This is a genomic window from Bacillus sp. FSL R5-0593 (genome assembly GCF_038603755.1).
Lineage (GTDB): Bacteria > Bacillota > Bacilli > Bacillales > Bacillaceae > Bacillus > Bacillus velezensis.
The window spans coordinates 3,378,020-3,398,903 of the sequence record NZ_CP152011.1; the positions used below are offsets into that span (position 1 = coordinate 3,378,020).

Consider the following 20,884-nt stretch of genomic DNA (forward strand, 5'->3'; position numbering starts at 1 on the left):
ACCATTCGGTCAGCTCACTTTATAATATAAATAAAACAAAACAAAAAAACAAGTTACAATCAGGTTAAATTTACGGAATATCAATATGACCATATAGTCATACAAGAGCAGCACAAGCCAGCCTCCTGGCTCCGAAAGGGTGGAACCATTGAAGGAAAAAGAAAAGCTGATCATTGAAGCAGCAATTAAACTGTTTGCCCGAAAAGGGTACAAATCTACATCGGTTCAGGAAATCGCCGATGAATGCAAAATCTCAAAAGGCGCTTTTTATCTATACTTTCCTTCCAAAGAAGCACTGCTTCTATCCATGCTGAATTACTACTATGATAAAACGTTTACCCGAATCACGACGATCCAAACGGAGGGCGACAGTCCGAGAGCCGCTTACCAAAAACAGCTTGCGGTGTTTTACGAATCGATTCTCGCCCATCAGGATTTTATTACCGTGCAGATGAAAGACGGTTCACTTCCTTATACCGAAGAAGCGGCGCAGTGCGGAAAGAGAATCCGCCGGTCGATCCTGCAGTTTCATATCGACAGTCTTCTTGCGATTTACGGAGAAAAAGCTGAACCATACACAGCCGAGCTTTGTTTTTTAATAGAAGGAATCAGTCAGATGTATCTTGAATATCTCATTCTGACCGGCCGGTCCGTACAGCCTTCGCTTTTGGCAAATACCGTGATTCACAGAATTGATGACATCGTAAACGGAATGGCGGACAGACATGATGAAGCGTTTATTTCTCTTGATGAGGCAAGCTCACTGTTTGGGCCCCTTCATAACGGGCAGCCCGATCCTTTAAGCCAATCGATCTTGCAGACCCTCCGCACGCGCATCGGCACGATGGACAAGGCGCAAGCATCTGAATTCACCGAGAGCTTGGATATTCTGGAAGCGGAAATGAAGAAAAAGTCGCCGAAACCGGCAATCATCAAAGGAATGATACTGAATTTGAAGGAATCCGACCTGCTGGCTGAAGATGCAGAACAGCTCAGATTTTTACTGAAACAGCAGTTTATTTAGAAGAACGGCCGCAATGACTGCAGCCGTTCTTTCTTTTTATGCTTTCGGGTGCACCATATCTTCCGGGCGCACCATTTCATTAAATTGTTCTTCTGTCAGAAGGTTCAGCTGTAATGCCGCTTCTTTCAGCGTCAGGCCTTCTTTGTGGGCAAGCTTGGCGATTTTCGCGGCGTTTTCATAACCGATGTGCGGGTTAAGCGCCGTAACAAGCATTAATGAGTTAGAGAGATTTTCCTGAATCGTCTCTTGGTTCGGCTCAATACCGACAGCGCATTTGTCATGGAAGGAATTCATTCCGTCACTGAGCAGCTGCACGGTCTGCAGGAAGTTATAGATAATAACCGGTTTGAAGACATTCAGCTCGAAGTTTCCTTGGCTGGCCGCAAATCCGATTGTCGCGTCATTTCCCATCACTTGCGCGGCGATCATTGTCAGCGCCTCACTTTGCGTCGGGTTGACTTTGCCCGGCATGATAGAGCTTCCCGGCTCATTTTCAGGAATGACGATTTCGCCGATTCCGCAGCGCGGGCCGCTTGCCAGCCATCTGACATCGTTGGCAATCTTCATCAGGTCGGCAGCCAATGCTTTTAACGCGCCGTGAACGTGAGTGATTTCATCATGGCTTGTGAGCGCGTGGAATTTGTTAGGCGAACTCTTGAATGTCTGCCCCGTTACTTTTGTGATTTCTTCCGCGACGAATTCACCGAACTGCGGATGGGCGTTGATTCCCGTGCCGACTGCCGTGCCTCCGATGGCAAGCGCGCGGATTTTTTCCGTTGACTCAAGAATCATTTCTTTCGAACGGTCAAGCATGTATACCCAGCCGCTGATTTCCTGTCCGAGCGTCAGCGGAGTGGCGTCCTGCAAATGCGTGCGTCCGATTTTCACAATATCCTGATAAGCTTTCGCTTTTTCATCAAGCGTCGCGCGCAGCTGATCAAGCGCCGGAACGAGCTGCTCATATACGGCAAGAACCGCCGCAACGTGCATCGCCGTCGGGAATGTATCGTTTGAGCTTTGGCTGCGGTTAACGTCATCATTCGGATGAATCTTCAGCTCGGAATTTTTTTCTTTCAATAAAGCAGTCGCGCGGTTGGCCACCACTTCATTCATGTTCATGTTGCTTTGCGTGCCGCTTCCCGTCTGCCAGACAACGAGCGGAAAGTTATCGTCGTATTTGCCGTTTAAAACATCGTCACATACAGCGGCAATCGCCTGTGCTTTTTCAGACTCTAAGTTGCCGAGGCGTTCGTTGGCGATCGCTGTGCTTCTTTTCAATATTGCAAACGCCTTCACAACACGCTGAGGCATTTTTTCTGAACCGATTTTGAAGTTCTCTTTGCTGCGCTGTGTCTGAGCGCCCCAAAATTTATCTGCCGGAACTTTAACTTCTCCCATGGTGTCTTTTTCAATTCTGTAGTCCATTTATGTATCCCTCCATAACAGTTGCTTCACCCTGAGTATTATTCGCCAGTAACAGATGAAACCCTTTTTATTTTTCGGCCTTGGCCGTTTTTAATTTCAGCTCAAGATAGACGCGCGAATCCTTAGAGTATTTATACTTCGGATTTGTTTTACGGTATTCTTTCGACGTGTAAGCCACTTCGTAATGCGCTTCAAATGATTTGATGAGCTGTTCAATTTCTTCGGCATTTCCTGCCAGTCTGACTTGTGCCACATCTCTCCTCCGCTTTCATAAAAAAACTTGTACCATTAAATACTTTATCATAGTATATCATTTTTTTAACAGGAAAAGATAACCTCAATTAAGGATTGGAAGGCGGGTGACTGTCGATGGCGCAATCGGAATTCAAGGAATACATACACGTTAATCTGGCACTGGTGCTTCCCCACGTAGAGCAGAATGATGATCTGGTTCAAAATAAAAAGATGCTTCCGAACGGGCTTGTTTTTTATTATATGTATCTGAGTGAAATGAACGACGAAGACAAAATAAAAGAGGCGATTGAAATGCTGCTTCGGGAGGAAGACACTCTGACGCTGGATACGGTGACGAAACGTCTTGATAAGATCGACGCCCGTCCCGTCTTTACGTCGAAGGAAGCCGTCATCTCCATTCTGCGGGGAAAATGCGCCGTGTTTATTAACGGACTTGACAGCGTATACATTTTGTCCACGGGAAAAAGAGAAAAAAGAAGCGTGAATGAACCCACATCCGAAAAGGTCGTAAGAGGTCCGAAAATCGCCTTCATAGAAGATTCTGATACAAACGTCGCCATGATCAGGCAGCGCACGAACCATCCGAAGCTGAAAACGAAAAAGGTTCCGATCGGAGAAAATAAGTTAAAATACGCCACGGTCATGTACATAGATGATAAGGCGGACCCATCTGTCGTCAGCGATGTTGTAAAGCGCCTCAGCGAAGTGAAGATGGACGACATCCAGGATTCCGGGACGCTTGAGGAGCTTATTGAGGATAATAAGTATTCGCCGTTTCCGCAAATTCAAAATACGGAACGGCCTGATAAAGTCTCTTCCGCCTTGTTTAACGGCCGCGTCGCCATCCTTGTCGACAACTCGCCATTTGCGCTGGTGGTTCCGGCTTCTTTAGGAATTTTAATGCAGTCTCCCGACGATTATTATGAACGGTGGATTTCCGCCTCGCTCATCCGGGTGCTGCGGTTTACGTCTATTTTTATTACGCTGTTTTTTTCGTCCATTTATATCGCCCTCGTTTCGTTTCACCAAGGGCTGCTGCCGACGTCGCTTGCAGTCACCATCGCGGCGAACAGAGAAAACGTTCCCTTCCCGCCTATCATTGAAGCGATGGTAATGGAAATTACGATAGAGCTGCTGAGAGAAGCGGGCTTGAGGCTTCCCAGCCCGCTCGGCCAGACGATCGGATTGGTGGGCGGAGTCGTCATCGGCCAGGCGGCCGTTGAAGCGAATATTGTCAGTTCCATCATGGTCATCGTGGTCAGCATTGTCGCGCTTGCTTCATTTACGGTGCCGCAGTACGGGATGGGTCTGTCATTCCGTGTGCTCCGTTTCATTTCGATGTTTACCGCCGCAGCTTTCGGGCTGTACGGCATGATTTTATTTATGCTGGCGATCTACACTCATTTATCGAGACAGCGAAGCTTCGGTTCTCCGTATTTCTCGCCGAATGGATTTTTCAGCTTAAAAAACGCAAACGACTCTATTCTCCGTCTCCCTATTAAAAATCAACCAAAAGAGGCGAAAAACGTAAATGAGCCAGAAAACAACTCTCAATAAGCTTACAAGCTATCAAGGGACGGCATTGATTTCCAACACGATGCTCGGGGCGGGACTCCTTACCATGCCGCGGTCGCTGTCATCAAGGGCGAATTCGCCGGACGGCTGGATTGCATTATGTCTGGAAGGCGTCATCTTTATCTTTTTGATTTATCTCAATACGCTCATTATGAAAAAGCATCAGTACGGATCATTGTTTGATTATATGAACGAAGGCCTCGGCAAATGGGCGGGAAATATCGTCAATCTTATGATCTGTCTCTATTTTATAGGAGTCGCCAGCTTCGAAGCCCGGGCGATGGCGGAAATGGTCAAGTTCTTTTTATTGGAGAGAACGCCCGTGCCGGTTACGCTGTTTATCTTTATCGCCTGTTCCGTTTATTTAATTATCGGCGGCATGAGCGATCTCGGCAGGCTCTTTCCTTTCTATTTAACGATTACGATCATTATTTTGCTGGTGGTGTTTTCTTTCAGCTTTAAAATATTTGATCTGGACAACCTGCGGCCGGTGCTCGGACAGGGGTTTTCTCCCGTTATGGCTTCCTTGACCGTCGTTTCTGTTTCATTCTTAGGAATTGAGATTATGCTGTTTCTCCCTGAGCACATCAAAAATAAAAAGCACACGTTCCGTATGTCGGCCATGGGCTTTGGCATCCCGATTATTTTATACATCATTACCTACGTGCTCGTCGTCGGCGCCTTAACCACCCAGGATGTCAAAACAATGATCTGGCCTACGATTGCGCTTTTTCAATCATTTGAAATCAAAGGGCTTTTTATCGAAAGATTCGAGTCTTTTTTGCTTGCCGTCTGGATTATCCAATTTTTCGCCACCTATGTATCGTACGGATATTTCGCGACATCGGGTCTTAATAAAATTTTCGGGCTGAAGCACAAAAAGGGCATCATTTTCGTAGGCATTGCGACATTCTTCGGATCATTGATGCCCAAAGACGCTAACAAGCTGATGCTGTTCAGTGATATTCTAGGCTATATCTTCTTGGTTTTCTTTTTGCTGCCTTTACTGATGTTTGCAGTCGTCGCTGTGAAAAGGAAGGTGAAAAAAGCGCAATGAAGAAATATATCGTAATCATTCTTTGCACATTGCTTTTAGCCGGATGCTGGGACAGCCGCAATATAGAAGATTTGAGTCTCGTTATCGGCGTCGGGCTCGATAAACCCGAGGAAGAAAACGTGGAAGTGACGCAGCAGATTCTGGTTCCGCAAAAAGCAAGTTCCCAGCAGTCGTCGTCAGGGAGCGACACGACAAAGGTGACTTCCACTTCCGGAGAAACCGTCCATCAAGCCTTACGAACGGCATCATTAAAAAATCACCCCGCTTTCTCCCAGCACTTGCGTATCATGCTGTTTTCCGAGGCGCTGTTAAAGGACGACATCCCGCTTGACGCATTGATGAACCAATTTATCAGGGACAACGGTACGAGAAGAAGCTGCAATGTGATGACGGTGCCGGATAAAACGAAAGATATTTTCAAAATCAGTGACCAGGGAGAGCCTGCGTCAAATACGATCTATGACTTAACGGAGAATAATGCGGTCACCATCCGGATGATGGAGCCCGTGACATTGGGGGAAATATCCGAGAGAATCGCCAAGGGCGAGACCTTTGCCCTTCCTCAAGTTCGCCAAGTGGGCAGCAGACTGGAAATCTGGGGCGCTACCATTATTAAAAATAAATTCTGGTATGCGAATCTAACTCCTTTACAAGTCCAGAATATGAACCTGTTCACAGGCACGGTAAAGGGAGGCGTTACGTTTGCAAAGCATGACAATTATTATTTGTCTTTCGAGGTATTTTCCAGCAAATATGATGTAAAAACACAATATAAAAACGGAAAATTCAAGTTTATCGTTACCCGGTTTGTTGAAGGCCGTCTATCTGAGGATTGGAACCCGAAAGAAGATTCCTTCAAGGAGTCCTATATAAATGAAATCAAAAACGCGGTAAAACGCAGCATTCATTCAGATGTCATGGCATTCATTGATTACATGCAGCATGAGTTGAAAGTGGATATTACCGGGTTAGGCGATCAAGTCCGGATTCATTATCCCGATAAATGGAAAAAGATATCCTCTGACTGGGATCATCACTTCAGTGAATCGGATATTGAATACAAAGTCAAAGTCGCCATCAGGGATTTCGGAACAAAGGGAATGTCCCAATGACCCCGTTCCTCGGGAGAGTGTGCTGGCACCGCTCTCCTTTTCTTATGTCACGAGATGATTGCGGTGGGCATATACGGCTGCCTGCGTGCGGTCACTGACATCAAGCTTTGACAATATATTCGTAATGTGGGTTTTCACCGTTTTAATCGTAATGAACAGCTCTTCACCAATCTCTTTATTCGTCTTGCCTTCCGCTACGAGACAGAGGATTTCCAGTTCTCTTTTTGTCAGCGTTTCATGCGGAAGCTGATTCTCTGAATGGCGCAGCCTTGACAGCACTTTTCCCGCCACCTTCGATTCAAGCTTCGGTTCGCCCTTGGCAGCCGCTCTGATGGCTTCGGCTATTTCTGCCGCCTTGGACGTTTTCAGCAAATAGCTGAGCGCTCCCGCTTCGATCACCGGATACACTTTGTCGTCATCAATAAAGCTCGTCAGCACGATGATTTTCGGGTCATTGAGTTTCGCGCAGATCTGTTTTGTCGCTTCGATACCGTCCATGCCGTCCATGACGAGGTCCATTAAAATCACATCCGGCAAAAGCTTTGCGGCCAGATCGACGCCCTGCTGCCCGTCTGATGCTTCACCGGCGACTTCAATGTCCGGCTGTGCTTCTAAAAATGCGGCCAGACCCATCCTGACCATTTCATGATCATCAATCAGTAACACTCGAATCACTGTCGTTCTCTCCTTTTGTTTTCTGATAAATCGGGACTTTCACGTCGATCTGCGTGCCTTTTCCCTTTACGGAGATAATTTCCGCTATGCCGCCGATTTCACTCGCTCTTTCCTTGATGGAATGCAGGCCGTATGAGGATGCTTTGACTTGATCCATCGTAAAACCCGCCCCGTTATCAATGACTTTAAGCTGAAGTTTTTGATGTTTCGCGCCGAGCCTGACGGTGACCTTGGTCGCCTTTGAATGTCTGAAAACGTTGGAAAGCGCCTCCTGCACGATGCGGAACAGATGGTCTTCAACGCCTTTTGACACACCCGTATCGCTGATGTCCCACTCAATATCCAGCGGCTGCTTCGCTTTGAACTCTTTTAACAGCTCAATCAGCCCTTCTTTTAAGCCTTTTCCTTCTAAAGTGACGGGCCGCAAATGCAATAGCAGCGCTCTCATCTCGTTTTGCGCTTCCCCCGCCATATGTTCAACCATGCGAATCCGTTTGACGATTTTGTCATCCGCATCTTTCACCTGCTCTAAGACGGCGGATGTCATCATAGAAATGGCAAAGAGCTGCTGGCTGACGGCATCGTGCAGATCGCGCGCCAGCCGCTGGCGTTCTTCAGTGATGACCGATTTTTTCATTTGATCCTGCCATTCCGCACGTTCGTTGGAGAGCTTTTGCAGCGATGTGACCTGGAGCTCGACCCGCTTGGCCATTTCGTTGAGCTGATCTGCCGCCAGACCGATTTCATCATCGCCGAGCGGCGGCACCCGATAAGCAAAATTGCCGTTTTCAAATTTCAAAACCGCTTCAATCAGTGTATCCATCCTTGTTTTCAGGCGGCCGCCGTATACATAACCGGAAATCAATCCCGCCGAAAGAGACGCCAGAAGCAGGATCACCACAAACGGAATACCGAACCAGCCGGAAGAAAACAACAGCATTGGGTCAAGCCCGTAATACAGCAGCATCAGCGTAATAAACACCGCGCAAAGCAGCAGACTGAGTCCCGCGGTCATCCGCATGGCGCGCCACTGAATATTGGCGAGTAATTTTTTCCTCATAAATACTTCACATCCACATCGCCGATGAATAACGAAATTGAAATTTTAATCTGCCGCGGCGAGTCGCCGTACTCAGACGATACTTTATACAGATTCGGGCTCATGCCGCTTTTCTTAGAGCCGAGCAGGTTCATATCGCCGATAAAAGCCGATGAACTGACGGACACTTCGATATCCGGCGGGACGTACACATCGACATTGCCGATGACACCGCTGATGGTCATCGTGCTTTCTCCTTCGGGAATCATCGCTTTTGACAAATCAATTTTCACATCGCCGATGAATCCGGAAACATTTAAATCATTCAGCTCAAACGGGTCCTTCATCATCCGGAGCTCGCCGATAAAAAAGCTGCGGAGGTCCGGCTTTCTGCTTTCCGTCTGGGCGGAAGGCTTTGGCTGCTCTTCTTTTTCAAGATTGATTTTCTTCTCTTTATGTTCATACACGCGCTTTCCTTTCAGGAGCCTGTAGCCCGCGTATATGAGAAAGGCGGCAAAGGCATAGCCGAACAGGTTAAAGGTGGCGCTGAACAGGTTCCTCAAAAATAAAAAAGCGGCGAAGATATACAGGACGGAGCCGAGCCAACCGCGGGAATATTTATTAAAAATATAACCTGTGATCAGAAAAAAGAGCGGCCAAAACAAGAAGTCGCCGATGCCGATAATACGCAAAAACATGCTGACGCCTAATAAGGCGATGATAAGTCCGAGAATCTGTTTTTTTGCCATCAGCTGCTTGCCCCTCCTTTCCTTGACTATTGCAGTGCAATATTGCCGCTCGTCACTTTTATATCAATCGGCCTGGCGCCGCTGCCTTTCATGCCGGTAAATGCTCCGCCTTCCTTACTCGTTTTCTCAAAGGAATAAGACGGCCGAATCCTTCCGCTTGCCGTCTCGGCGTTCACCGTAAAACTTCCGTCTTTCGGCAGGGTGATCGCTGCGCTGCCGCTCGCAAGCCTGACGGATACGGGAGCATCCGCCGTCTCAAGCGAGGCGTCGACACTGCCGGAAGCGACCCGCACGTCAAGGGCGCCCGACACATGTTGAAGCCCGACATGTCCCGAGGATAAGCGGACAGCCCCCGTTTTTGCCGCAAGGCCTGCTGCTGTGAGATTGCCCGACAGCCCCTTCGCTTCAAACACATCCGTCTTCACGTGCTTCAGCGACATGTTCCCGCTTACAGAACGGACGCCGAGGTGCGCAAGAGACAGCCCCTTGTTTCCGTCAACGGCAATGCTGCCGCTTGATGTATGGACGGTGATGTCCCGATGATAATCATACGGAATGCGGACAATCAGCAGAGGGCGCTGAAAGAGATTCAGAAATTGGAACCCTTTCTCCTTCGCTTTAAGATTGAGGGTCTTTCCCCTGCTTTGGACAAACATTTTCCCCGCCGGTCCCGTCATGTTTGCCGCGATATCATTCCGCGCTTCCGCGATGATTTTTACATCCGTCTGTTCCGATGAAACCGACAGGCTGTTGACGGCACGCGGCGGTATGCTTGCCGATTCCGCTTCTGTTTCGTACAGCGGAAAAAAACGCCCGGCAAACACTTCTTTCACCAAAAACAGACAGCAGATCAGAACGGACGCCGCCATCAGTCCTTTGGCAATCTTACGCTTCATTACGTTCCATCCTTTTTCATTCATTTTATTATAAAGGAAAAGCCGGATAATTGATACGTGCGTATAGGGAAGAGGCGTAAACGCGCCGATCTTCCCTTGTGCACATTATTCATGAGCCGCTTTTTGACGCTCTGTTTTTTCCAGAGAAAGCGAGCGCATTTTTTCAATCTCAGCTTCCACCTCGTCTGAATATTGGGAGCGGCTGTATTCTGTGTTCGCCTCAACTGAAGTGCCGTATTTGACGCGGACTTCCATTTCTTCAATGCGGCTTTCCATTCGAAGGAACTCTCTGTAGGCGCTTTCGCTGTCAATTTTGTTGAAAGAAGCGTTCATATGTTCCTTCGCATTTGCCGCGTTCGCGCGGGCGATGAGCGCCTGTTTTTTATCCTTTACGTCGCGGAGGCGCGTTTCTAAAGTTTCCAGCTGCTCTTTCAGCTCTGCCAGCTGTGTTTTCGCCTGCTCATACGCTTTTTCATGTTCGGCCGCTTTTCCCTCAAGGTATTTCATTTCAGTGAGGGCCTTTTTCGCCAGCTCCTCTTCCCCGGCGTCAAAAGCAAGCTGAGCCTGGTTTTTCCGTTTTGCCGCCGTTTCGGAGGCGTCTTCCTGTTTTTTCTTAAACTGATGGACGATCGTATGCTGTTTGACAATCGTTTGTTTCGCCTTGGCGATGTCACTTTCCATATCACGCACATATTGATTCAGCATGACTTTCGGATTTTCTAATTTATCAAGCCCTTCGTTAACAGATGCGACGAACATATTTCTTATTCTTTTTAAGACCATTTTGTCTTCCTCCTTATTTTTTCTTCAGAAATTCTTCCCATTCAGAGTCAAATCCGGATTGATAGCCCGGTGATGCCGCTTCCGGTTCATACTGGCGGGAAGCGGTATCTGAGCCGCCCTGCTTCATCATCTTCCACCCGAAATACACCATGGCGCCGGCCAGTCCGATCGCAACGATAAATGGAAGAGAACCGACGAGAATCATAGCTCCGATGACGCCCGCGATGATACCCGATACCGCCCGGCCTTTTGAAAAACGTTTGATTCCCCAGTAAAGCATCAGGCCTCCGATCGCCAGCGGGATGATAAATGCGAAATGGCCTCCTCCGAAAAAGACAAAAAGTCCGAACACAATCAGCAGAAAGCCGCCTGCCGTTTTACCATTTATATTCATGCAGATCCTCCTTTCGTTTTCCTTGTCTTTACTATAAACAAATCCCGCGGCCGGCAAAACGAGTCAGAGATTGATTTTCATATCAGACCGGAGTCGTATAAGCCCCCGGACCTTCGCATAAAAAAACGCCGCTGCACCGGACGGCGCAGGGCGTTTCACGAAAAATCTATATTCTGATGCTCGCTTCTTTTTCCCTGATGAGATCTGAGCGTTCGGCTTTGGCCAGCTTCGTAAAGAACAATATTCCGAGACCGGACAGGACTTCAACGAGACCGCCGGCGGCAATGACTTTTCCGGAACCGAAGGCGTTAGCCGCATACCCGCAAAGAACCGCGCCGAGCGGAATGGATATGTTTGAGATCATATGGATGACGGCATAGACTTGCGGCTGGTCATCATGGTCCACAGACGTCTGAATAATCGTATATTCCGGCACATTAATCGCGCTGACGGCAGATCCGAACGCAAACGCGGCGAGGAAGACGAGCGGCAGAAAAGTGTTGAGGCCGGTGATGAAAAATGCCGCTCCTTCTATGATTCCCGCTGACACAAACAGGAGACCGTATTTGTTCACCTTCACCTTAGCCAAAATAAAACCCATTAAAAAGGCTCCGCCCGTGCCTGTCGCTTTCAAAAGCGAGTAGATGATCGGCGGCATGTTTAAATCTTCGGCGACATAAACGGCAGAGAGCGCCTCCCACGGAGCGGCCGCAAAATTCATGAAGATACAATAGATGGCGAGCGGGTATAAAATCTGGTGTTTTCTGACAAGAACGAAACCCCGTTTGAGCCTTCCGAAATACGTCCCGCGCTGTCTGACGGCGACTGTATCCTGTTTGGCATGCTGGACTTGGTATGACATAAAGAGTACGAGAAAACCTGATAGAAGATAGAATATAAGAGCGATAAACAAAGAATAAGCAGGACTGATAAATGTTAAGAACACCCCGCTCAGCGTAATGGCGGCAAGCCTGACGATCTGGCCTGATGACTGGATGACCGCATTCGCTTTCTGCAGGCTGTTTTCTCTGACAATATTGGGGATTAATGAGATAGATGCAGGATTATAAGCGGCTCCCGTGGCTGAATGCACAATCATGAGAAGCATGACAAACCATAAAGGAGAAAAACCGTTAAAGTAACAGACCGGAATGATCAACACGACCGCCGCGCGCGTCAGGTCGGAGAAATACATCCAGAATTTCAGCGTATGCTGCTTCATAAAAGGCCCGGTAATCGGCGCCAGCATCGCCTCCGGAAGGAACGTGACCGCAATGAGCAGGGACGTGCCGATCGCGCCTTCCCCGTCAAAAATCAAAAACCACAGAATGGAATTAAAGGCAAAACCGTCGCCTGACAATTTAACCAGCCTTGAGATAAACAGAAGGGTGAAATTTTTATTCCAGATGCTCTCGCTCTTAATATATGTATCCATCTATCAAATCCCCCATTATTTTACAATGTTTCTTATAATATCTCATTTTTTAATTTTTCAGTCAATAATGCATAAGATACATTTTCCTCCTGTCAATAAAGGTTCAATTGATGGATATCTCTATAAAAAAACAGCCGGCTTGCTGATGCCGGCTGAACAAAACATTATTCATCATCACGGAATACCGCGGCGCTTCTTTCATATTCTATATCCTGAACGCCCTGTCTTGCGTTAACCGCTCTTGCCGCCGCGAAAAAATAATCAGACAGGCGGTTCAAGTAACGCATCACCGTATCGTTTATCTCTTCTGTTTTGCCGAGTTTCACGATGAGACGCTCAGCCCGTCTCGTGACGGTCCGCGCGATGTGAAGCTGAGCAGCTGCCTTATGCCCGCCCGGAAGAATAAATTTCTCAAGCGGGGGCGCTTCAGCCGTGTAACGGTCTATGCAGTCTTCCAATGCGGAAATAGATGTCTCTCTTAATGCATAGCTTCTATGTTCAGTGACCGTCGCCAAGTCGCCGCCGCAGTCAAACAGCTCATGCTGAATGTTTCGGAGTTCGGCTTTCACATCACTGCAATTCTCACAATCATCAAGCTCCGCAAGCGCCAGCCCGATAAAGCTGTTCAGCTCATCAATCGTCCCGTAGCTTTCAACCCGCAGACTGTCTTTATCCGTTCTGCCGCCGATCAGGCTTGTCTGTCCTTTATCGCCGGTTTTTGTATACAGCTTCATCGTTGTATTCCTCCTTCTTCCGCCGCTTTTACACATGCCGCGGTTCCTCTTCTGACGGCTCTTTCCGCGTGAGGGACGTCCATCTCCTCTCCTGTCTGCAAGGCGCAAATGACAATGTCGCCTTTTGCCTGTCTGCCGGAAAGAGCCTGCATTCTCGCTTCAGCCGCTGCCGTTAACAGCCGTACAAATCCCTGTTCCGATAAACGTCCGCTGATCAGCACCCAAACGGTATGCTGCGCAGTCACGGCAATTGTGACCGAATCAAACGTACGGCAGATCAAACCAGCGGCCGCTGAGCCGGAAAGCCGGCGGCTCCACGAAAAGCCCGGGCCGTCAGATGCGGTTGACAACATTCTGAACGGCCGTTCTGTATGAAGCGTTACGGTATTTCCGCTTTTGTTTATCAAAGAGGCGAACGGAACGCCGGCGGGCTCTCTTTCCTCCTGCGCTTCCGGCATGAAAGCGATCAGCGGTTTCGGCGACGATTGCTGGGCAACAGCTCTGACGGTGATGCCGTAAATGTCTTCAATCGTCTCTTTTTTCAAAGCCTGATCCGGCGTCTGCTTCGGAAAAACGCGTCCGTCTTTCATCATCAGGAGCTGATCACAATATTGGCCTGCGGCGTTTAGGTCGTGAAAAATACTGATGACCGTCAGGCCTCTTTCTCTCGTCAGCCGCTTCACCGTATCAAGCAGGTCTTTTTGATATTTGAGATCAAGAAAGGTCGTCGGCTCATCCAGACACAGCACCTCAGGCTGCTGAGCCAGCGCCTGCGCCAGATAGACGCGCTGCCGCTCTCCGCCGCTCAGATTGCGGACGGATTGCTGCGCATACCGGTCAATGCCCGTCATTTCCATCGCTTCCCGGACAATGTCTTCGTCATGTTGATCCATCTGTCTGAAGAGTCCTTTTTGATACGGATATCTGCCGAAGGACACTGTTTCCTTAACGGAAAATGTAAAGGCTTGCTCCGTATGCTGCGGCAAAACGGCCATGATTTTCGCAAGCTCCCGCGGCTTGTATCCGCCGACGGGCCTGCCTGCGACGAGCGCCTCGCCTTTTGACGGAGAGAGCATTCCCGTCAGCAATTTCATCAGCGTTGTTTTTCCCGAGCCGTTCGGACCGAGTATGCCGACAAATTCACCTTTTCCGGCGGTAAAGCTGACATCTTCCACAATCATCCGGCCTCCGTACCCGCCGGACAGGCTGCTCACCCTGATCATAAGCGTTTCCCTCCATGATGCTGGCGAAGCAGAATCAAGGCAAACACAGGCGCTCCCGCCAAAGCCGTCATAATGCCGATCGGCAATTCGACAGGCTCAATGACGGTGCGGGAAAACAAATCCGCCAAAATGAGAAAACCGGCGCCCGTCAATGCTGACAGCGGCAGTAAATGGCGATGATCCGTTCCCCATAAAAGCCGTGTCACGTGGGGAATGACAAGGCCGACAAATCCGATCGTCCCCGAGACGGCAACCGCTCCTCCCGTCAGCAGAGATCCGGCGGCGATCATCAGCCATTTTCTTTTTCCCGTACTGACGCCTAACAGCCTTGCCTTTTCTTCTCCATAAGTCATAATGTTTAATTCTCTGCCATTGATAAGCAGAAGCGCCGTCCCGGCCAGAAAAAAAGGCAGAAACAGCGCGACATAGCCCCAGCCCCTCATTGACACGCTTCCTAACAGCCAGCGGACAATCGGGAGCAGATCATTGCCCGTTAAAGCGATCACAAGCGATATGAGAGCCCCGAGAAAAGAATTCATGATGATGCCTGTCAAAATGAGCGTCGAAACCGACATCGACGCATGAACGAGGCGGCTGAAAAACAGAACCGCCGCCATGACCGCAATGGCTGCGGCGATGCTGACAACCGGTAGTGTGAACCGGCCGATGACGGGAATCTGAATGCCGAAAAACAAGGTGATAACGGCTCCCGCTGAGGCTCCCGAAGATACCCCGAGTGTATAAGGGTCGGCGAGCGGATTTTTCAGAAGTCCCTGAAACGCCGCTCCCGCAATGGATAACGCGGCTCCGACAAGGGCAGCCAGAACGACTCTCGGCAGGCGGATATTCATCATAATATTTACATTCATAGGGTCAGCCGAGGATGTCCGGCCGATCCCGATCCAAAAAACGTCGGATAAAGGAATATGCAGACTGCCGATTGAAATGCCGAGTGCCGTACAAACGGCTAAAAACAGCAGGCTGACCGTGTAGGCCAGCGGGCGGTTACTTTTTAAACGTTTCAGGATAAACGCTTTCTGCAAGCTTCTCGACCCCTTTGACAAGACGCGGGCCTGAGCGTGTGACAAGGTCGGGATCAACAGAATAGACATTGTGGTGTTTGACCGCATTGACGGCACCCCAGCCGGCGCGTTTTTCCACTTCAGCGGCCTTTACGCCGTCTGTCGTAATGATGACGTCCGGATTCATTTTGACAATCGCTTCATCTGTCAATTGCACCCAGCCGGTCTGGCTGCCGGCGGCGTTTTTCGCATGTATATCTTCAAGCATTTCGTTCATAAACGTGCCTTTTCCCGTCGTGTAGCCGTCAGGAGACACTTCGACGAATACTTTCTTTTCGTCTTTTTCAGAAATGGCCGCCGCTTTCTTTTCTATGCCGGAAAGGTCGGATTTCATCGATTTGATCAGCTTATCCGCCTGCTTTTCTTTGCCGGCCGCTTTTCCGATCATGCTGATAGATTTGTATACGTCTTGGAACGATTGCGCATCATTGACCGTTAAGACGGTGATGCCCGCATCTTTCAGCTGCTTCATCGCATCGGCGGAAGCGGACATAGAGGACGCGTGGGCAAGCACGAGATCCGGCTTCAGCGCGATGACTTTTTCAGCGTTCACATTCATATCTCCGACTTTCGGTTTTTTTACCGCTTCTTTCGGATATGTATCATTTGTCGTGACGCCTGCGACCTTATCTCCCAGTCCGAGCGCGTATGTAATTTCCGTATTGCTCGGCATGAGGGAAACGATTTTTTCCGGTGCCTGCTTTATGGTTACTTTTTCGTTCGCGGCATCCATAATGGTTACCGGGAATGCTTCGGTTGAGACGGCTTTTTGTTTGGCCGCGCTTCCTTCTTCCTGTGCGCCGGAACAGCCGGCGATCACAAAGGCGGTGACCAAGAGCGCCGCCCAGACGGCAGTGATCTTCTTCATTCTTTTAACTCCCCCTGATTATGGTAAACGATTGTCTCTTTGACATTCGTATCCTTTTTTCGCAGTAATTATACTATAAGTCTTTAAGGCTTGTATATCCGGCTTTTTTGCATGAAAGCAAATTGTTCGTACACACTAAAATTCATCATGTATACTGTTACACAATGGTGTAAAAAGGAGGATTATCATGGAATTACAGCTTGAACGAAAGCTCGTGTTGATTACAGGATCAACCTCAGGCATCGGAAAAGCCGCGGCAAAAAGCTTTTTAGCCGAAGGCGCCGAGGTGATTATAAACGGAAGAAAAAAAGAAACTGTGGAACGGACGGTTGAGGAGCTTTCCGCTTACGGAACGGTCCACGGCATCGCTGCGGATTTATCGCGTCAGGATGAGGCGGATGACTTGATCAAGCGCGCAGGTGTAATCGGGGAAGTCGATATTCTCGTCAATAATCTCGGTTTTTTTGAAGTAAAAGACTTCGCTGAGGTATCTGATGACGAATGGACCCGGTATTTTGAAGTGAATGTTATGAGCGCCGTGCGCCTGTGCCGGCGTTTTCTGCCGCAAATGCTCGAGAGAAACAGCGGACGGATTCTGAACATCTCCAGTGAAGCCGGTGTCAAACCGCTTGCGCAAATGATTCCGTATTCAATGACGAAAACGGCGTTAATCAGCTTGTCCCGGGGAATGGCGGAAATGACGAAAGGCACAAATGTCACGGTCAACTCCGTGCTGCCGGGACCGACATGGACCGAAGGCGTCGCTTCTTACATGGAAGGAGCCGCAAAGGCTGCCGGAGAAGACACAGACAGCTTCGTCCGGGATTATTTTAAAGTGAATGAACCGACATCATTGATTCAGCGCTATGCAACCCCGGAAGAAGTCGCCAATACGATTGTATTTCTCGCTTCATCAGCGGCTTCTGCCATTAATGGCACCGCACAGCGGGTTGAAGGCGGCATCATCCGCTCCATTTAACACAAAAAAGCCCGGCACAATGGGAACTTCCCCATATGCCAGGGCTTTTTTTTACATCATGCCTGCAAACGGAACCGGCTCCCAGCCGCCCGTCTCAAGCTCTGCTGAAAACAGGCCGCCCGCATGCGGCTGCTCAAGTCTTTCGGCTTCCGTCAATTTTTCCGTCGCGGTCGTAATGTATAACGTGTTCAAGTCTCTGCCTCCGAACGCGCAGCAGGTGACGTATTTCGCCGGAACTTCGATAGATGCAATTTCCTTATGCAAAAACGGGTCAATCCGGACGGCACGGCCGCCTCCGAACAGAGCCACCCACAGCATTCCGTCACGGTCAATGGTCATTCCGTCGGGAGATCCTTGCGACTCCGGAAAGCGGTAGACCGTTTTCGGATCTGATACGGCTCCGGTTTCAGGATCATATGAATAACAGACGATTTCCTGCGTCGGAGTATCGATATAGTACATCAGGTTTCGGTCCCGATCCCAATCCAAACCGTTCGAGGTGGAGACCTGGTCTTTTATTTTGGCAAGGCTGCCGTCCGTATTCAGACGGTACAGCGAAGCCTCCTCTTCTTTGCCTTCCATGCTCGTCGTTCCCGCCCATAATCTGCCGGACGGGTCGCATTTTGCGTCATTGAAACGGATATCTTCCCGCATGTCTTTCGGCTGCTTCATCTTCGTCAATGTGTCTTCCCGAAGATTGTACAGGTAAAAACCGTCTTTCATCGTCATCACCAGCTCTTCCTTTGAATACAAGGCCAGAGCCGTGACAAATGATTTGAATTTAACGGAACGGTTGATTCCGTCAGCCGGAGTGAAGATATGCAGCTGGCTGCCCAGTATATCCACCCAGTACAGGCATTCCTTATCCTTGTCCCATAAAGGGCCTTCTCCGATAACTGCTCTCGTATCTGCTCGTAATGCTGCTTCCATATGTGAACACCTCTTTTGCTTGTCAGTCTTCTATTGTTATTCCCGACAAAGCGGCGTCCAAACTTAATCTTTTTTAAAAAGAATCGTAATCACCGTTCCGGCGCTGATTCTGCTGTTGACATGGATGGTTCCGTTATGAAGGTGTACCAGCTCCTTGGCAATGGCGAGTCCGAGTCCCGTTCCTTCTGACGGTCCCTTCGTATTCGTTCCCCGGTAATAACGGTTAAACAGCTGGTGAATCGTTTCATCATCCATTCCTCTTCCGTTATCTTTCACTTTCAGAATGAGCTGTTCGGCTGATTCCTCAAGCACGACCCGAATGGCGGTCCCTTTCTTATTATGCTTAACCGCGTTTGCCAGCAGATTCTCCAGAATACGGCGGAACCACGCTTCATCAATTGCGAAAAGAATGTCTTCCTTTTTGGTTTCAAAGGCGATGTCATAGCCTTCCGAGAACGTGTTTTTCGTGAAATCGTTCGTGACGTTTCTGATAAACGGCACGACGTTGATCAGCCGCCGTTCGATCGGGAGGGCCGCGTTTTTGAGGCGGTATGTTAAGTTTAAGTCCTCAATCAGCTTCGACATATATTCTGATTTTTCCCGGACGATCTGCCCCATTTCTTTGACTTCTTCCGGGGTCCAGTCGTATTGCTTCGATTCGAGCATCATGCTGTAGCCGTAAATCGTGCTCAGCGGGGTTTTTAAGTCATGGCTCAGCCCGGCGATCCATTCTTCCCTTGTCGCCTGGATTTTTTCTCTGTTTTTCTTATCCCGCTTCAGCGTGTCTGTCAGCTGATCCATCGATTCGAAAATCTCGGCGAAAAAGCGGAACGGCTGTTTTGTTTTGCCTTTTTTGTTTTTGCTGACCGGCTGTCCTTTGCGGTTCTTCGGCTCTTCAAGCCGGCCCTTTGATAAATTGACAAGCCATTTGATGGTATGAAACAGCGGCCAGCCGAAACGGAAAGAGTACCAGATGGTCAAGATGCAGATCATAAATACTAAGATTCCGATCAAGAGGAAGAGGGTTTTCATCACATTTCTCAAAAATGATTTGTTAAACTCGTGATCGGGGATGTACACGGGGTTCGGCACCGACGCGACCATCCATTTCGTTTTATCGAGTCTTTTAAAAGAAATTTCCCGTTTGTAATTCCACGGCTTGGAACTGTATTTCAGCAATTCAAGCTCATTGACGGTGTTCCGTTCTTTTTTCGTGCTGTTGATATCCCCGAGCAGTCTGCCTCTGTCTTCGAGAAGGTAGACCGCCCCTTTTTCCCGTTTAATATAATCAACCGTGCTTTTTTTATATTGAGAAAGGGAAGCAAGGGATGGCTCCTGTGATTCGATGTAAGTGAGAAGCTGCTCACTGGCGGATTTCCAGCCGAACAGAATCAAATAGGTCTCATCATTTATCGTGACCGTCCAGTAATTCAGCTTGTAGTTGTCAAAATTCCGGTACTGGTAAATGGATAAGAGATCTTTTCTGCTGTAATGGCTCGGGACGTCTTTCGGCACTCTGTACGCGTAGTCCGTTTTTTCATTGTCATTAATGATCTGCAGCCAGCCCTTCTGCTTTCGGACCGACATCTTTAAAAACTCATCGACATCCCATGTGCCGTCTTCATTTTTATCAAGCCACGCTTCAAACGAGTCTGCCGTCGCTTTGGTCAGTCCCGCATTGGCTTCCGCTTCGCTGAAACGCCAATCCAAATAGAAGAAAGAAGCGACGGCCAAAACGGACATCAGCAGGATGACAAGCAGCAGCTGTCCGAAAAAGTGGAGCAGAAATTTTCCGCGCATTCTCATGAGCGGGTTCCTTTTTCTCCTTGATCGGGAATAAACCGATAACCGAGGCCGCGCACCGTTACAATATAGGACGGATTGCTGGGGTCTTTTTCAATTTTTTCTCTGAGCTTGCGGATATGCACCATGACGGTGTTGTTGTCGCCGTAAGACGGATATCCCCATACTTTTTCATAGATCTGATCTTTTGAGAGCACCACATCAGGGTGTTCACAGAAATATTGAAGCAATTGCAGAAGCTGTGCGGAGCAGCTGACGGGCTCTCCCCCGACGATCAGCTCGGCGTTTTGCGGTGAATAGGAAAAATGACTGTATGAATACGTCTTTACCGCCGTTTTCTCTTCGCGCTTATAGGTTCTCTTTAACGTCGCTCTGATCCGCGCCGCCAATTCGAGCGGATTAAACGGCTTTGTTATATAATCGTCAGCTCCCAATGCAAATCCTGACAGCTTATCCGCATCAGAAGAACGGGCGGTCAGAAAAAAGATCGGAGCGTCGGTATAGTTCCGGATTTCGGTGCATGCTTCAAAACCGGACATGCCTTCCATCATCACATCCAGCACGAGCAGATCCGCGGTTTCATGTTTAACAAACTCGATCGCTTCCTCAGCGCTTCCGGCTGTCTTAATGTTGTGATAGCCTTCTTTGACGAGAACGCGTTTGACCATATCAACGATCGCCTTCTCATCGTCTACAATTAAAATTGACGCATTTTCCACCTTGGACGTTCCTTTCTCTTTGTTTTTTTCATCATATCATTATATGGATAAGATTTGGTACCTTTTTAGTGCGGAGGTCTTGCGGGGAAACAGAAAAGAAAAACGAGACCGGACATCTCTTCTCGTT

At 48.8% G+C, this 20,884-nt stretch carries 21 protein-coding genes; 5 read left to right on the forward strand and 16 right to left on the reverse strand.

Going from position 1 to position 20,884, the window contains the following annotated elements:
- Positions 1–148: 148 nt before the first annotated feature.
- Entirely contained in the window at positions 149–1,024 is an 876-nt protein-coding gene (locus tag NYE36_RS16795) for a TetR/AcrR family transcriptional regulator (protein WP_017418948.1), read from the forward strand.
- 36 nt (positions 1,025–1,060) lie between these two features.
- Here NYE36_RS16795 and fumC read toward each other — a convergent pair whose 3' ends face one another.
- Entirely contained in the window at positions 1,061–2,449 is a 1,389-nt protein-coding gene (gene fumC, locus NYE36_RS16800) for a class II fumarate hydratase (RefSeq protein ID WP_007410064.1), read from the reverse strand.
- 67 nt (positions 2,450–2,516) lie between these two features.
- A complete protein-coding gene (locus NYE36_RS16805) occupies positions 2,517–2,702 on the reverse strand; it encodes a YvzF family protein (RefSeq protein ID WP_003151806.1) in 186 nt (61 codons plus the stop codon).
- A 116-nt stretch (positions 2,703–2,818) separates the two neighbouring features.
- On the opposite strand from NYE36_RS16805, the gene NYE36_RS16810 reads away from it, so the two are divergent.
- From NYE36_RS16810 to NYE36_RS16820, 3 genes are read left to right on the forward strand one after another with little or no spacing between them, the layout of a single operon-like run.
- The gene (locus tag NYE36_RS16810) at positions 2,819–4,261 is read left to right on the forward strand and encodes a spore germination protein (protein ID WP_033574867.1); all 1,443 of its coding nucleotides are present in this window, start codon (positions 2,819–2,821) and stop codon (positions 4,259–4,261) included.
- Positions 4,236–5,336 carry a spore germination protein gene (locus NYE36_RS16815; RefSeq protein ID WP_007410062.1) on the forward strand — a complete coding sequence of 367 codons (1,101 nt, stop codon included), beginning with the start codon at positions 4,236–4,238 and terminating at the stop codon, positions 5,334–5,336. Before NYE36_RS16810 ends, NYE36_RS16815 begins: the two co-directional genes overlap by 26 nt.
- Complete coding sequence (locus NYE36_RS16820) at positions 5,333–6,448, forward strand: Ger(x)C family spore germination protein (protein ID WP_020956323.1); 1,116 nt, start codon at positions 5,333–5,335, stop codon at positions 6,446–6,448. The genes NYE36_RS16815 and NYE36_RS16820 overlap by 4 nt, the downstream gene beginning before the upstream one ends.
- A gap of 42 nt (positions 6,449–6,490) precedes the next feature.
- Here the strand turns inward: NYE36_RS16820 and NYE36_RS16825 are convergent, their stop codons facing one another.
- From NYE36_RS16825 to NYE36_RS16875, 11 genes are all read right to left on the reverse strand, one after another.
- On the reverse strand, positions 6,491–7,123 hold the full coding sequence (locus NYE36_RS16825) for a response regulator transcription factor (protein WP_251257625.1): 633 nt from the start codon (positions 7,121–7,123) through the stop codon (positions 6,491–6,493).
- Entirely contained in the window at positions 7,101–8,183 is a 1,083-nt protein-coding gene (gene liaS / locus NYE36_RS16830) for a two-component system sensor histidine kinase LiaS (protein WP_003151796.1), read from the reverse strand. Before liaS ends, NYE36_RS16825 begins: the two co-directional genes overlap by 23 nt.
- Entirely contained in the window at positions 8,180–8,911 is a 732-nt protein-coding gene (liaF, locus tag NYE36_RS16835) for a cell wall-active antibiotics response protein LiaF (protein ID WP_094032475.1), read from the reverse strand. Before liaF ends, liaS begins: the two co-directional genes overlap by 4 nt.
- Before the next feature lie 26 nt (positions 8,912–8,937).
- Entirely contained in the window at positions 8,938–9,807 is an 870-nt protein-coding gene (locus NYE36_RS16840) for a DUF4097 domain-containing protein (protein ID WP_060674109.1), read from the reverse strand.
- Between the two features lie 105 nt (positions 9,808–9,912).
- On the reverse strand, positions 9,913–10,590 hold the full coding sequence (locus NYE36_RS16845) for a PspA/IM30 family protein (RefSeq protein WP_094032476.1): 678 nt from the start codon (positions 10,588–10,590) through the stop codon (positions 9,913–9,915).
- A 13-nt stretch (positions 10,591–10,603) separates the two neighbouring features.
- Positions 10,604–10,984: a protein liaI gene (locus NYE36_RS16850; RefSeq protein WP_094032477.1), complete on the reverse strand. Its 381-nt coding sequence runs from the start codon at positions 10,982–10,984 to the stop codon at positions 10,604–10,606.
- A 166-nt stretch (positions 10,985–11,150) separates the two neighbouring features.
- A complete protein-coding gene (locus NYE36_RS16855; protein ID WP_064115973.1) occupies positions 11,151–12,419 on the reverse strand; it encodes an MFS transporter in 1,269 nt (422 codons plus the stop codon).
- A 164-nt stretch (positions 12,420–12,583) separates the two neighbouring features.
- Positions 12,584–13,153, reverse strand: coding sequence for a cob(I)yrinic acid a,c-diamide adenosyltransferase (locus NYE36_RS16860; RefSeq protein WP_031378365.1), 570 nt, complete (start codon positions 13,151–13,153; stop codon positions 12,584–12,586).
- Positions 13,150–14,376, reverse strand: coding sequence for an ATP-binding cassette domain-containing protein (locus NYE36_RS16865; RefSeq protein WP_094032478.1), 1,227 nt, complete (start codon positions 14,374–14,376; stop codon positions 13,150–13,152). The genes NYE36_RS16860 and NYE36_RS16865 overlap by 4 nt, the downstream gene beginning before the upstream one ends.
- Positions 14,373–15,419 carry an iron ABC transporter permease gene (locus NYE36_RS16870; RefSeq protein ID WP_025285248.1) on the reverse strand — a complete coding sequence of 349 codons (1,047 nt, stop codon included), beginning with the start codon at positions 15,417–15,419 and terminating at the stop codon, positions 14,373–14,375. Before NYE36_RS16870 ends, NYE36_RS16865 begins: the two co-directional genes overlap by 4 nt.
- Complete coding sequence (locus NYE36_RS16875) at positions 15,382–16,326, reverse strand: ABC transporter substrate-binding protein (RefSeq protein WP_031378362.1); 945 nt, start codon at positions 16,324–16,326, stop codon at positions 15,382–15,384. Before NYE36_RS16875 ends, NYE36_RS16870 begins: the two co-directional genes overlap by 38 nt.
- A gap of 187 nt (positions 16,327–16,513) precedes the next feature.
- Between NYE36_RS16875 and NYE36_RS16880 the strand changes: the two genes are divergently transcribed.
- Positions 16,514–17,305, forward strand: a complete 792-nt coding sequence (locus NYE36_RS16880; protein WP_007410049.1) for an SDR family oxidoreductase — start codon at positions 16,514–16,516, stop codon at positions 17,303–17,305.
- Between the two features lie 51 nt (positions 17,306–17,356).
- Here NYE36_RS16880 and NYE36_RS16885 read toward each other — a convergent pair whose 3' ends face one another.
- The 3 genes from NYE36_RS16885 to NYE36_RS16895 all read right to left on the reverse strand — a co-directional run bounded on the left by NYE36_RS16885 (position 17,357) and on the right by NYE36_RS16895 (position 20,757).
- Positions 17,357–18,235: an SMP-30/gluconolactonase/LRE family protein gene (locus NYE36_RS16885; protein ID WP_094032479.1), complete on the reverse strand. Its 879-nt coding sequence runs from the start codon at positions 18,233–18,235 to the stop codon at positions 17,357–17,359.
- Between the two features lie 63 nt (positions 18,236–18,298).
- Positions 18,299–20,041 carry a HAMP domain-containing sensor histidine kinase gene (locus tag NYE36_RS16890; RefSeq protein WP_015418193.1) on the reverse strand — a complete coding sequence of 581 codons (1,743 nt, stop codon included), beginning with the start codon at positions 20,039–20,041 and terminating at the stop codon, positions 18,299–18,301.
- A complete protein-coding gene (locus NYE36_RS16895) occupies positions 20,038–20,757 on the reverse strand; it encodes a response regulator transcription factor (RefSeq protein WP_003151779.1) in 720 nt (239 codons plus the stop codon). Before NYE36_RS16895 ends, NYE36_RS16890 begins: the two co-directional genes overlap by 4 nt.
- Between the last annotated feature and the right edge of the window lie 127 nt (positions 20,758–20,884).

Excerpts from the sequence above, each read along its gene's own strand:
- NYE36_RS16865 (WP_094032478.1), bottom strand. The coding sequence starts at position 14,376 with ATGATCAGGGTGAGCAGCCTGTCCGGCGGGTACGGAGGCCGGATGATT.
- NYE36_RS16885 (WP_094032479.1), bottom strand. The coding sequence starts at position 18,235 with ATGGAAGCAGCATTACGAGCAGATACGAGAGCAGTTATCGGAGAAGGC.
- NYE36_RS16890 (WP_015418193.1), bottom strand. The coding sequence starts at position 20,041 with ATGAGAATGCGCGGAAAATTTCTGCTCCACTTTTTCGGACAGCTGCTG.
- NYE36_RS16875 (WP_031378362.1), bottom strand. The coding sequence starts at position 16,326 with ATGAAGAAGATCACTGCCGTCTGGGCGGCGCTCTTGGTCACCGCCTTT.
- NYE36_RS16840 (WP_060674109.1), bottom strand. The coding sequence starts at position 9,807 with ATGAAGCGTAAGATTGCCAAAGGACTGATGGCGGCGTCCGTTCTGATC.
- NYE36_RS16850 (WP_094032477.1), bottom strand. The coding sequence starts at position 10,984 with ATGAATATAAATGGTAAAACGGCAGGCGGCTTTCTGCTGATTGTGTTC.
- NYE36_RS16820 (WP_020956323.1), top strand. The coding sequence starts at position 5,333 with ATGAAGAAATATATCGTAATCATTCTTTGCACATTGCTTTTAGCCGGA.
- NYE36_RS16860 (WP_031378365.1), bottom strand. The coding sequence starts at position 13,153 with ATGAAGCTGTATACAAAAACCGGCGATAAAGGACAGACAAGCCTGATC.
- NYE36_RS16880 (WP_007410049.1), top strand. The coding sequence starts at position 16,514 with ATGGAATTACAGCTTGAACGAAAGCTCGTGTTGATTACAGGATCAACC.
- NYE36_RS16845 (WP_094032476.1), bottom strand. The coding sequence starts at position 10,590 with ATGGTCTTAAAAAGAATAAGAAATATGTTCGTCGCATCTGTTAACGAA.
- NYE36_RS16855 (WP_064115973.1), bottom strand. The coding sequence starts at position 12,419 with ATGGATACATATATTAAGAGCGAGAGCATCTGGAATAAAAATTTCACC.
- liaF (WP_094032475.1), bottom strand. The coding sequence starts at position 8,911 with ATGGCAAAAAAACAGATTCTCGGACTTATCATCGCCTTATTAGGCGTC.
- NYE36_RS16810 (WP_033574867.1), top strand. The coding sequence starts at position 2,819 with ATGGCGCAATCGGAATTCAAGGAATACATACACGTTAATCTGGCACTG.
- liaS (WP_003151796.1), bottom strand. The coding sequence starts at position 8,183 with ATGAGGAAAAAATTACTCGCCAATATTCAGTGGCGCGCCATGCGGATG.
- NYE36_RS16815 (WP_007410062.1), top strand. The coding sequence starts at position 4,236 with ATGAGCCAGAAAACAACTCTCAATAAGCTTACAAGCTATCAAGGGACG.
- fumC (WP_007410064.1), bottom strand. The coding sequence starts at position 2,449 with ATGGACTACAGAATTGAAAAAGACACCATGGGAGAAGTTAAAGTTCCG.